A 12688-nucleotide genomic window follows, 5' to 3' on the forward strand; every position below is an offset into this window, starting at 1 on the left:
CCGGTTTTTCTTAGTCTATATTAAAACTGTTTTCGTTTTTTTAATCTTTTAATTTTTATTTTTATTTTCCTTTAATCCGTTCTCGCTTGATTTTCAGCCTCATTATTTGGCTTTTTACGTTTGACGTGTTTGTCTACGATATGCTTCCAGTTATTTTTCACGTTCCATCTATCCATTCATTGTGGTTCTACTATCAATTGCATCCGTTAACTGTAAGATAAAATTTTCTATTTACTCATTAAATAATATTGTAAATCAATTACCTTTTGTGTATTATGTATATAAAGTATATATACAATATATCTAAAAAGAGGTATTTGCATGCAAATTATAATTTCAAATAATGTAAAAGGACCTATTTATGAGCAGATTTATACGCAAATAAAGAAGCATATTTTGACCAATGAATTGCAAGCCGGGCAGTCTTTACCTTCCATGCGTCAATTAGCTAAGGAATTAGACATAAGTGTCATTACAACTAAACGAGCATACGAAGAACTAGAAAAAAATGGTTTTATCTTTTCGATAGTTGGAAAAGGCTCCTTCGTATCTGAGCAAAATAATGAGATGATTCGAGAACGAAAAATGAAAGTGATAGAAGAGCAATTAATGGACGCCATTCAAAATAGTAAAGAAATAGGTCTAGAGTTAACAGAATTAGAAGAACTGCTTAGAATGCTCTTTAAGGAGGAAGCGTAATGGAAAGTGTAATTGAGCTAAATCAGGTAAATAAGTCGTTTAACGGATTTCAACTAAAAGACTTATCTATATCGGTTAAGAAAGGCTTTATTACTGGTTTTATAGGTGGTAATGGGGTTGGTAAATCCACGACAATCAAGTTGATTATGAATTTATTACAACCCGATAGTGGAACTGTTTCCCTTTTCGGCTTGAATTACAAAACACATGAAAAGGAAATAAAACAACGAATCGGCTTTGTGTTCGATGGTAATATCTTTTATGAAAATAGTACATTGGTCGACATGAAGCAAATGATTAGCCCCGCTTATAATAATTGGGATGATTCCATTTTTGATCAGTATGTAGATATGTTTGAGCTGCCACTAAAGAAAAAAATAAAAACATTTTCAAAAGGGATGATGATGAAGGCTTCTTTAACCTTTGCATTATCACACCATGCTGAGCTAATTATTATGGATGAACCAACATCTGGTTTAGATCCAATTTTTCGCCGAGAGCTGCTGGATATTCTTCATAATCTGATGCAGGATGGTGAAAAGACGATATTCTTTTCAACACATATTACGACAGATTTGGATCGGATAGCGGATTATATCACCTTTATTCATAATGGACAGCATCAATTTACAAAAGCGTATTACAAAATCGAAGAAAACTATGCAATTGTGAAAGGTGAGACAAACCTATTAGATCGGGATACAGAACAGGAATTTCTAGGGATTCGCAAGACAAATTATGGCTTTGAGGCATTGACGTCGAATAGACAACGTACAGAAAATATTTTTGGCGATACGGTTGTTATCGAAAAGCCGACACTTGAAGATATTATGCTATATACAAAGAAGGGAAAAGAACGTTATGCTAAATCTTATTCGTAAAGATATTTTATTACAGAAAAATGAATTCTTAATTCTATTACCTGCCTTATTTATCTATTTATTTTTTGGTACCTCTATTACCTCTATTACATGGATAAGTATTGTATTTTGTATTGGAATTATTATGGTTGTTTTTTCAAAGGACGAAAAATCGTCAATAAATTTACTGTTGAACGCTTTGCCGTATACACGAAATGAAATAGTTAGTTCGAAATATATTGGTGCCATTATATGGATGGCTTTCGTTCTCCTAACTATTTCTGTTGGAAATTGGATTATGCATAGCGAAATGGTGCAATGGAAGCAATTGCTTTTGATTACAAGTATTGTCGTCATCTTTATTTCATTTGCTTTTCCTTTCTGTTATCTTTTTAAAAGTCGTTATTTAATGAATGCGTCCATTGTTTTGTTTTGTCTTTATCTTGTTATCGTTAATACATTTATCGTAGATTTGAATGATCGAATTAGAAATATCGTGCATACAATCTTGTCATTAGAAAATACGCAGCTGTATTTATTCGTGACCTTATCAGTCGTTCTGCTTTACGTTATCTCATGGATACTTTCTATTCGTATTTATAGAAGAAAAGTATTTTAATGGTGTTGAAAAAGGGGTGTTTAACTTGTTTTCAACAGAACTTTAATCTTCCATACTGTAAGTCAGTTAACGGTGATAATGGAGTAACAAAAGAGTAGTATGTCATTTCAGGTTTTTAATACCCTACGAACAGTGCAAAAAAGGAGTGAATTCAATTTGGGCTCACTCCTTTTTCTAATCAATAGATTTCCATTTCCCTGTTTTATCCCGCATATAACTGACAGTAAGACCCTCACTGATTGAAAGCTTACTTTATTTACTCATAATGAAAACTTGACAAATAGCTTATGATGCATTAGGATAAGAAAAAAATAATGTTAGTTGTTAATAACTATCACGAGAGGAGTAGTTGTTAGTTGAATGAAAAAACTAAAAGTACCGCAGATAGAATCCTATCAGCGACAATCCAATTAATGTCTGAAAAAGGGTATAAAACCGTAACGATTAAAGAAATTGCAGCAAATGCGGGTATGAGTGAAATGACTGTTTTTCGAACCTTTGGAACAAAAAAAGCAATATTAGAAGCCATAATCGATAACTACCTATACACAGGGCCTATAGAACAACAGATCCAAAAAAATATCACATTTAATTTAGAAGAGGATCTACTAATGATAAGTATGTTGTATCATGAACTATTGGCAAAAAATAGACAAATTTTCTTAATTTCCATTATGGAACGTAAAACAATGCCCGATATTCATGTGAATGTCCACAAGAATGCAGCTAAATTTCTAAAAGTAGTTATCGACTACTTAAAAGTGATGCAGGAAAAGGGCAAGGTAGTTGATGGAGACCCAGAAATTCAAGCGTTAACATTAATGCAATTTAACTATGGGAAGTTTGTTGCTGAAACACTACTGGAGGGCTCGTCCTCTACATTACCACAGGAGGATTATCTTCGAGAGGCGATAACTATAATTGCTAAGGGATTAAAGCCTTAATTTTTTTTACGATTCAATGTTAGTTATCACTATCTAACATTGAAGTGTTTTCGTTTCTCTCCCTCATTACTTAAACTTAATGTTAGTTGCTAATAACTAACTAACAATGTTTAACATAAATTAAATATATATAAGGAGTGTGTTGAATGAAAAGAATGGAAGATAAAGTTATTTCGGAGATTAGTGGGCAGCGCCGTTCATATCCTACTGTCACGCTCATCGTTGTTCTTGCTGGAGTGCTTGTCATAGCAATGTCAATTGCTGGAACAGCAGTAGCAGTTCCACAAATAGGTGTTGATTTGAGCGTATCCGGTGCCCCTTTGCACTGGGTGGTTGCAGCTTACAATCTAACATTTGCTGCTTTTACGCTAGTATTTGGATCGCTGGCGGATTTATTCGGCCGTCGGCGTACATTTATCATTGGATCGGCTCTTTTTGTCATTGGATCGCTTATTAGCGCAATCTCGAATAATATTTTTCTGATGGACGCTGCTCGTGCACTAGCTGGCATCGGTGGTGCAGGAGTGATGGCAAGTGGTGGTGCAATCCTTGCCACTACATTCAATGGTCCAGCTCGTATGAGAGCATTCGCTGCGTTAGGAACGATGGCAGGTGTAGGTATTGCCATTGGTCCATTTTTGTCTGGTTGGTTAGTTGGCGAGTTTGGGTGGCGTTCCATCTTTCTTATTTATTTAGCCATTGGCGTACTGATTCTGATTGGTACTTTGTTCATATCTGAGTCGCGAGGAGCTCAGAGCGTCAAAGTAGATTGGCCAGGGATGCTTACTTTTATCGTAGGGTTCACGCTAATAATGTTTGGCATCATGCAAGGGCCAGAGATTGGGTGGGGAAGCCCGGTAATTCTTACAGTGTTTGTGGTTGGAATAATATTACTTTCAATTTTCGTTTTCGTTGAGCGACGAAGTACACATCCTGTTCTTAACTTAAAGCTGATTAAAAATACAAGATTTATGGCTTGGTGTATTAGTACACTTATAACATCAGTTGGTTTTCTCGGTGTACTGGTCTTCCTTCCAGTCTACTTACAAGGGGTGAATCAGATCTCTGCTGAAGAGGTTGGTGTTATTATGCTGATACTAACGGCACCAGTATTAGTGATTCCCCAGCTTGGTGGCTGGTTAGTAAATCGGGGCGTTTCCACTCCGGCTCTTATTGGGCTAAGCCTTTTGTTAATAGCTGCTGGTAATGCCTGGTTAACGGTGATTCATCCAGGTGTAAGTACAAGTGATTTATTTGGTCCCTTGCTAATGATTGGAGTCGGAATGGGAATTTCATTTGGTATTACCGATGGCCAGGCTATGAGCCTCGTAGACCAAGAGCAAGTTGGAATGGCGGCAGGTTTCCTTAATACTATTCGAGGTGGTTCTGAAGCATTAGTTATTGCTGTGTTTGGTGCAGTATTAGTCACATTGCTTCAGGTACGGGTGAAATCAGCTGAGCTTGCAGAGCAAGTAGCAGCAGGGGTTATTACTAGTTCAGACTCAGGATTTCTCTCTGAACAGTTCACCGAAGCATGGCAAGTTACACTATGGGGCGTAGCTGCAATTTGTGCTACGATGGCAGTTGTCGTTTATGTAATGCTTGTAGTGCCTAAGCGCTATTCATAGGAATAGTAGTTATTCAAGATTTTAGTATACAAACTTGTAAATGATAAATCTAAAGGAATTTAACTATCGAGTCAATAAAATGTCGAAGATCTATAAATGTTACTATTTAATTTCCACTATAGGCGGAGGCTTTTCACATACTGCCTAAAAGCCTCCTTGTCACTTCTTACCTAGTCATGCTCTCCTGCGTATTTGGTTCCTATTTATAGTAACATTACAAAACTAATGTACTTCATTGTATGTTACAGTGATGATATTTGGTTTACTAAGAACGGTGGAATAAATAAATTAGCTACGGTTATACAAAAACTCTAAAAAATGTACGATTTGACTTATACCTATTTTTTAATAGTTTTCATGTACGTCATTCATTTTTCTTTTTTGTAGGCTTTTCATCCAGAATGGACCTTAACTCCTTAATATCATCTTCTGATAAAGAATCTTCCTGGATAAACTGTACTAGCATTGATTTTAATGTTCCACCATAAATTCGCTGAATAAAGGACTTTGCCTCTGCATGTTGACAATCATCCTGGGTGTAAAGCGGAAAAAAGGTGTATACTCTTTGGTTTTTATTTACTCCGACAACCTTTTTATGAGCAAGACGATCCAAAAGTGTGCGTACTGTTTTCGCCTTCCAGTCCTTCTGTTCCTGCAAGGATGAAATGACTTCGTTGGCTGTCTGTGGGGACTTTTCCCAAAGCACATTCATGACTTCCCATTCTGCTTCCGATATACTAGGTACTTTATTTGTCACACTAATCTCCTCCTGCTTAAAATGCGCCCGTTTAATGTACAAAAATTTTTAGTATGTGTATACTAGGCTTTTTCAATTAGCATTAACCTTAAAAGCTAATATATATCCTTATCTCTTAAAATGGATAATGTTATTTCAGCTGCCTTACTTCCGTAGGAGCTTGCTTCATTTTGTATGTTCGTTGCAAAGAAGAAAGTATCCGCTTCGGTCTCGACATATCCTATGAACCAACCACTAATATTTTTGCCATTGACACTACCTGTGCCAGTTTTTCCTGAGAGTATCATACCATCTTTTTCCTCTAATTTAATTGCATCTTTTACCGTTTGGATATTCTTATCTTTAAATCCATATTTGTTTGTATAAAAGTCTTTCAGTGCATTTACTTGTTCGATTGGAGATACTTTCAAGGAAGACTCCAGCCAATAGTTGGATAATCCAGCAGAAATATCTTTATTACCATAGTTTATTGTCTTTAGATAAGCTTGGATGTTGTCTTTAGAAACATGCTGATCCAATCTTTGAAAATACCAAGAAACAGAATTTTTCATTGCTGTAGTTAAATTTTGATCCTGATTCCAAGAATCATATGGATATTGCATCCCATTCCACTTTAACGTGGAATTTTCGTTTGTTATGACATTTGATTCTAGTCCAAATAATGCGCTATAAATCTTATACGTAGAATTAGGAGAAACTCTTAATGTGCTTTTCTCTTCATTATAAATACGATATGTCTCATCTTGTATACTATATAATACAAAGCTTCCTTCATAACCCACAAAATAGTTGCTTAAATCCTCGTAGATTGTTCGTTCATGCTTAAATTTATGATGATTATCTTCAGCTGTCGTAGCAGAAATGATCGGAATTTGACTCGTTACAAATAACCCTACAAGCATAAAGATAGCTAGACTTTTCAGCTTCAACAGCTTTGATTCGGTTGTATACGATGCAATACTTTCAATACGCCTTTTAATCTGCCTTTTTGACCCGTTTAGCTGATTTGTCAAAATAAAATGCTCTCTGCTCTGGGAGTTTTTATCAACAAAATTAATAATTGTATTTCCATAGACCCTATATTTCTGCTTATCTAATAACTTCAATACAGCAATATCGCAGGCAATTTCACGATCTAATCTCATTTCTTTAAAAGCAAACCAAACGAATGGATTAAACCAGTAAACAATTTGATACATGACAACAAGGTAATTTATTGCAATATCTTTATATTTATAATGATTCAGTTCATGTAGCAAAATGTATTTAATTTCCTCCATCGATAGCCATTTTTCAAAATGACTTGGCAATACAATATAAGTTTTAAATAGACCAAATGTCATAGGGGATTTGACAAGCGGGGATATTCCTATATTTATTTGTTTTGTTACATTTAACCGTTGTTTACATTGTTCAAACAAACTTAGAATTTCATTATTCCCAATGCTATACGTAGCGCGCTTTATTTTTTTAAGTTTTAACCACGAATGGATTGTTAGCGCAGTGAAAAGCAGCATGCCTAGTATCCAAATTACGACTAGTATTTCATTTAGGGCTGTAAGATCCATTCGATTAACAGAGACTGAAAAGTCCTGCATCCAGTTTACCTCCGCTTGAGGTTCTTCAGCCAAAGTTGTAGATGATGGTGTTTGATTTGCTTGCTTACCATCCATCGACAAATAGTTTCCAACATGAAGGTAATGAGTTGGTATGAAAGGAAGCGTCAACGCAAATAGCAATAAAAACCATAAATGATATCTCCATTTGGCGGAGAGTTGGTTTTTAAACAATTTTCTAATTAACGTAATAACTACAACAGTAAAAGAAGACACCATAAAACTTATCATAAAGTGGATAAAATCCATGCTATTCTCTCCAATTCTTGACCATCTTAACTTTCGTAGCAATGATTACTAAAAGATAGAATCACATAATGAATATATAAAAATAGTAGCACTTCATGATTGGTTAAGCAATCTACCAAATTTATGTAAACAGTGCAATTACAAGAAGTAAACGTACAACCTATATAGTAGATCGCCCCTTCTAGATGATTGTCACAACCATATTTCAAGGGATCTTGTTTAATGATCTTTGTCCATTTGACAAAAATAGATTACGACTGTAGTATTAGACTACGGTTGTAATCTGTATGTAGTTACTTAGGTGAGAGATTGTACAAGAAGAATCTAAGCAAGCTAAGTAAAGACAAGAGCTCTTTTGTGTTGATGCTTCGGTACTTCTTCATACTTTTTCCCATAATATTCGCTATACTCAGGAATCAGCCTTCTTACCGAGTTAGCGACTTCAACTAGATAATATCGGAGATACTGATTTCCATTCGTCTTGAGACCCCACAGCGAACGTTTTTTGTGAGCAAAAGGCTCAAGCCATGCCCACGGAAAGCGTCCGTCAGGAATGAAAAGCAATGAAATGGTTTGGGAAGGATATCAGCAAAATGGACACAAAAAATCCTAAATTGCTTTTAGTAATGATGATTAAAGATGTCAAGCAGAGAGGAGGCACGGCTATGTTATCCCAAAATGGAGAAAATCCTTAAATCGCTTCAATAGGTGCCTATTAATAGAGTGATTTTTAAAGGGAGTTTGTTGAAACAATGGAAAAAAGAGATAAAAGAAAACACCGTTTACCTTACGAGTTAGCATTTTATTTCTTCTTATATTCTTCTTATTTACAATATTAATTTTTCGGCTTGGGGTTGTACAAATTTTAAATGGAGACAGCTTCCAAGCAGAAATAGACCGAACAACTCAAGATACGACGAAAATGCCGGTACCACGTGGGAGAATATATGATCGTTACCATCGCGTTATTGTAGATAATCAACCACTATATGCGATCACTTATATGCCGGCAAAAGGGGTACAAGCACAAGAAAGATTAGAGGTCGCGGAAAAATTATCAACCTTTATTTCGATGTATCATGGCAAAAATAAGCAAGCTCAATTAGATACGCTAACCTTACGAGATAAAAAAGAATACTGGTATTTAAAGCATATAGATGAAGCAAAAAAACGATTAATGGAAAAAGAAGTAGCTAGCATGGACCCATCAGAACAATATAGTACGATTTTGAAGAGAATAAATAAAGAGGAAGTTAACGACATAACAGAAGAACAGTTAAACATTATCCTTATAAAAAAAGAATTAGATAAGGCGATGACCTTAACACCACACATTGTAAAGAATGAGGGGGTAACACCAAGTGAATTTGCCAAGGTTTCGGAACATTTACATGAGTTACCTGGAATTAATGCAACGACAGATTGGAAACGAGCATATCCTTATGGTGATACGATTAAAAAATTGTTAGGGTCCATTACATCTCATAAAGAAGGGATTTTAAAGGATAAAAAAGACTTTTATTTGACACGTGGCTATAGTCCGAATGACAGAGTTGGAAAAAGCGGATTAGAAGAGCAGTATGAGGCTGTTCTAAGAGGAAGAAAGGAGCAGATGAAGTATACGATCAATAAAAGGGGGGAAATAGTTGATTCCAATATTGTGGTTGAAGGTCAGCAAGGGAAGGATTTAGTTTTAACGATCGACATAGCACTCCAGGAAAAAGTTGATCAGATTGTACGTGATGAATTGAAAGCAATTATTAAAAAATATCCATATGAAAATCGTCATATGGAAGACGCGCTAGCCGTTGTTTTAAATCCAAAAACCGGTGAGTTGCTTGCCGTTTCTGGACAGCATTATGATCGCAAGCAAAATGCATTTCGTAATACTGCGTACAAAGCATTGTATGATCAACATATACCAGGTTCTGCTGTGAAAGGGGCAACAGTATTAGCCGGTTATCAATCGGCTGTAATAGCTCCGGGAGATACGTTTTATGATAAACCATTAAAAATTAAAGGAACACCAGAAAAAAGTTCGTATACTGATTCAAGCCTTGGCTTGCTTAATGATCAGGATGCTTTAAAAAGATCATCTAACGTGTATATGTTTTACATCGCCTTACGTATGGGTGGAGAATATCATTATCAGTATAATCACCTGTTACATTTCAAAAAGAGGCGTTTCAAGAAATGCGGAATTATTTTTCTCAATTTGGACTTGGTGTACAGACTGGAGTTGACTATCCTTATGAGGGTACAGGATATAAAGGTCCTAATCCCGTAGCAGGTAATCTCCTGGACTTTGCTATTGGACAGTATGATACATACACCACTATGCAATTAGCTCAATATGTTTCTACGATTGCAAATGATGGATTACGTGTTCGGCCTCATTTTTTGAAAGAAATTCGGCTCCCTAATCCTTCTGAAAAACAGCTCGGTTCTTTGTTTAAGAGCGTAAATACAGATGTACTGAATCGGGTTGAAATGAGTCAAAGTCAGATTAAACGTGTCCAAGAGGGCTTTCGACGTGTATATCAGGAGCCCGGTGGAACCGCATATCGCGAATTTGGTGATAAATCGTATAATCCTGCAGGAAAAACAGGAACAGCAGAAAATGAGATTAATGGCAATTATACGGAGAATCTCACTCTCATCGGATATGCACCATTTGATCATCCAGAGGTAGCTTTTGCAATTGTCGTACCACACACTGGTAAAGGCGAACATGTAAACAATAAAATAGGCGAACGAATAATGGATGCTTATTTTGAATTGAAAGAAGAATGTCGTGAACCAAAAGATAAAGAACAAACCGAATAAATGTCGATATGCTTTTGCATTAGCTAATAGTTACCCAATTATATATACACGCTTTTGCTACGATAGGCAATACTAAGACCCATATGTTGCATCTAATAATCTTGCCAATCACCTTCATGTCACGCTGTGAACGATGTAGGAGTAATCGACGAGAAGGAGTTATTAGGAATAAAAAACATATAGAAAGAAGGAAGATTTTTCATGAAAGTATGTACGCAGCTTTGCCGATCAAATAAATATAAGTGGACAGGAATTTTATTACTGTTAGCATTTATTGCTTTAGTAGGTTGCTCGAAAAATGAGGTAAGTAATCATAGTAACCAAAAGAAGCAAGAAACTGACATCAAGGCCACTTTTAGCAAACTTGAGAAAGAATTTGATGCCAGACTTGGTGTGTTTGCTCTAGATACTGGAACAAATAAAACGATAGCTTATCGCTCAGAAGAACGTTTTGCATATGCTTCAACGCATAAAGCCTTAGCGGTGGGAGCGCTGTTACAACAAAAATCAATGGAAGATTTAGAACAAAGAATTACCTATACTAAAGATGACCTTGTAAATTATAACCCAATCACAGAAAAGCATGTGGATACAGGGATGACGCTAAAGGAGCTATCCGATGCTTCTATTCGTTTTAGTGATAATACAGCAGCTAATCTTATATTCAATCAAATAGGTGGCCCTAGTGGATTGAAAGATACACTGAGGGGTTTAGGGGATGAGGTTACTAATCCCCAGCGAAAGGAACCAGCATTAAATGAATTTACACCAGGAGAAACAGCTGATACTAGCACACCAAAGGCACTTGTTACTAGCCTCCAAGCTTTCACACTTGGAGATGTACTTCCAGAGGAAAAACGAACGATATTAGTAGATTGGCTTAAGCGAAATACGACGGGAGATAATTTGATTCGTGCAGGTGTTCCAAGTAATTGGGAGGTTGCAGATAAAACGGGAGCCGCTTCATATGGTACGCGAAACGATATTGCTATCATTTGGCCAACAAAAGGTGATCCGATTGTTCTTGCCATACTTTCTGATCGGGATAAAGAGGATGCTGATTATAATGATAAGCTTATTGCACAGGCAACAAAGAAAGTAATAGAACTTCTCTATTTAGATAAAGAGTAGGTTGGAGCAATCTAAATATAACAGTAAATTTCTTTTAGACTAGAATCGGGACGTACTATTCGTATGTCTTCTCGATTCTTTTTTTGTTAGGTATGTTATAGTTTTATATTTCTTTATTTACGTATTAGAGATTTAAGCGTTGCATATAAAGGTAGTGAAAGATCTAATACTTGGTTATATCGCCTTGTGCCTATGAACAAGGGAAACGCTAAATCTTTGATCACGAACTACTTATGATAGGTATCCCATTTACCCCACATATAACTAGCAGTAAGCCCCTGACTTCAAACAAAAAAGTGAACCCAATATTGGTAAGAGGGGGTTCGACTGCTAGCAAATGTCCGATTGATTCAATGGTCTTTAGGTCATTACTACCAATCAATGGGGATAAACAATCCTCCACGGATGGAAGTTTCACTTTATTATTTAGGTTGATCGAAAGTATGTTTAGCAACCTTAAGAAACTCTTTTACAGCGGGAGATGCATTTGAAATTGAACTGCAAGCTAGTGCAACTTCACGCCAATTAATAATATTTAATTTACCTATTTTAATAGTTTGCTGTGTTTTTAGAAATAGCGCTGGACCGATTGTAACTCCGAGCCCTTCCTGTACCATATTGGCTATTGTATTACAGTCATGTACTTCGAAGCGGATAACAGGTTTAACATTTGCTTGCTTAAACAACGCTTCTACATGTGCTTGGTACATACCTGTTGGCATGATAAAAGGTTCATCTTGTAAATCTTGCATATTTACCGTTTGTTTGTTAAAAAACTTATGTTCTGGATGAAAAGCGATAACCATTTCATCTTTTATTAGAGGTACAAGATCAAAGTCTGAGGTCGATCTATCCTCCACAACAAACCCTATGTCTATAATTCCTGAATTCAGCCATTCGGTAATTTCTTCGTATGTCCCCTCATAAAATCTAAATTCTATTTTAGGATGCTTTTTTTGAAATTTTGCAAGTATTTTTGGTAATAAACAAGAAGAGGCGCTCGAAAAAGTACCAATATGAATCGTGCCTATTTCTAGATTAGTTGCTAGAGCTACTTCCTGGTTTATTTTTTCCATATTATTTAGCACTTCTCTCATATGAGGAAGGATTTTTTGCCCCACTTCTGTAAGTACTATCCCTTTTCGGCGATCACGAATTAATAAGGTCACACCCCATTCTGATTCCAGACTGGCAATAGCATGACTTACAGCTGATTGGGTCATATTTAACCTTTCCGCGGCTTTGGTAAAACTCCCCACCTCCATCACTTTCGTTATAATTTCAAAGCGAATAAGACTCATGAGTTATTACTCATCTCCTTCATTAAAAATATCAATTTTACTTATGTTATCACAGGGC

Annotated in this window: 10 protein-coding genes and 2 pseudogenes; 8 read left to right on the plus strand and 4 right to left on the minus strand. The window is 36.0% G+C overall.

Annotated elements, in window-relative coordinates; all coding sequences use genetic code 11:
• Positions 1–321: 321 nt before the first annotated feature.
• The 5 genes from JUJ52_RS07465 to JUJ52_RS07485 all read left to right on the plus strand — a co-directional run bounded on the left by JUJ52_RS07465 (position 322) and on the right by JUJ52_RS07485 (position 4750).
• The gene (locus JUJ52_RS07465) at positions 322–699 is read left to right on the plus strand and encodes a GntR family transcriptional regulator (RefSeq protein ID WP_166529869.1); all 378 of its coding nucleotides are present in this window, start codon (positions 322–324) and stop codon (positions 697–699) included.
• Entirely contained in the window at positions 699–1580 is an 882-nt protein-coding gene (locus JUJ52_RS07470) for an ABC transporter ATP-binding protein (protein ID WP_205389438.1), read from the plus strand. The genes JUJ52_RS07465 and JUJ52_RS07470 overlap by 1 nt, the downstream gene beginning before the upstream one ends.
• Complete coding sequence (locus JUJ52_RS07475) at positions 1561–2178, plus strand: ABC-2 transporter permease (protein ID WP_166529867.1); 618 nt, start codon at positions 1561–1563, stop codon at positions 2176–2178. Before JUJ52_RS07470 ends, JUJ52_RS07475 begins: the two co-directional genes overlap by 20 nt.
• A gap of 356 nt (positions 2179–2534) precedes the next feature.
• A complete protein-coding gene (locus JUJ52_RS07480) occupies positions 2535–3122 on the plus strand; it encodes a TetR/AcrR family transcriptional regulator (RefSeq protein WP_205389439.1) in 588 nt (195 codons plus the stop codon).
• A 146-nt stretch (positions 3123–3268) separates the two neighbouring features.
• On the plus strand, positions 3269–4750 hold the full coding sequence (locus tag JUJ52_RS07485) for an MFS transporter (RefSeq protein ID WP_200862564.1): 1482 nt from the start codon (positions 3269–3271) through the stop codon (positions 4748–4750).
• A gap of 364 nt (positions 4751–5114) precedes the next feature.
• Here JUJ52_RS07485 and blaI read toward each other — a convergent pair whose 3' ends face one another.
• From blaI to JUJ52_RS07500, 3 genes and pseudogenes are all read right to left on the minus strand, one after another.
• Entirely contained in the window at positions 5115–5507 is a 393-nt protein-coding gene (gene blaI, locus JUJ52_RS07490) for a penicillinase repressor BlaI (protein ID WP_026682098.1), read from the minus strand.
• 95 nt (positions 5508–5602) lie between these two features.
• Positions 5603–7372, minus strand: coding sequence for a BlaR1 family beta-lactam sensor/signal transducer (locus JUJ52_RS07495; RefSeq protein WP_026682099.1), 1770 nt, complete (start codon positions 7370–7372; stop codon positions 5603–5605).
• A gap of 336 nt (positions 7373–7708) precedes the next feature.
• Positions 7709–7858, minus strand: a pseudogene (locus tag JUJ52_RS07500) (IS110 family transposase); the annotation flags it as partial.
• Positions 7859–7935: 77 nt separating this feature from the next.
• On the opposite strand from JUJ52_RS07500, the gene JUJ52_RS23325 reads away from it, so the two are divergent.
• The 3 genes and pseudogenes from JUJ52_RS23325 to bla all read left to right on the plus strand — a co-directional run bounded on the left by JUJ52_RS23325 (position 7936) and on the right by bla (position 11329).
• A complete protein-coding gene (locus JUJ52_RS23325; protein ID WP_255637589.1) occupies positions 7936–8067 on the plus strand; it encodes a hypothetical protein in 132 nt (43 codons plus the stop codon).
• Between the two features lie 227 nt (positions 8068–8294).
• Positions 8295–10198 (plus strand): annotated as a pseudogene (locus JUJ52_RS07505) (peptidoglycan D,D-transpeptidase FtsI family protein).
• A 201-nt stretch (positions 10199–10399) separates the two neighbouring features.
• Entirely contained in the window at positions 10400–11329 is a 930-nt protein-coding gene (gene bla, locus JUJ52_RS07510; RefSeq protein ID WP_026682102.1) for a class A beta-lactamase, read from the plus strand.
• Between the two features lie 422 nt (positions 11330–11751).
• Here bla and JUJ52_RS07515 read toward each other — a convergent pair whose 3' ends face one another.
• Positions 11752–12630 carry a LysR family transcriptional regulator gene (locus tag JUJ52_RS07515; RefSeq protein WP_205389440.1) on the minus strand — a complete coding sequence of 293 codons (879 nt, stop codon included), beginning with the start codon at positions 12628–12630 and terminating at the stop codon, positions 11752–11754.
• Positions 12631–12688: the final 58 nt, after the last annotated feature.

The sequence above is a fragment of the Virgibacillus sp. AGTR genome (genome assembly GCF_016919725.2).
In the GTDB taxonomy this organism is placed as follows: Bacteria; Bacillota; Bacilli; order Bacillales; family Amphibacillaceae; genus Virgibacillus; species Virgibacillus salarius.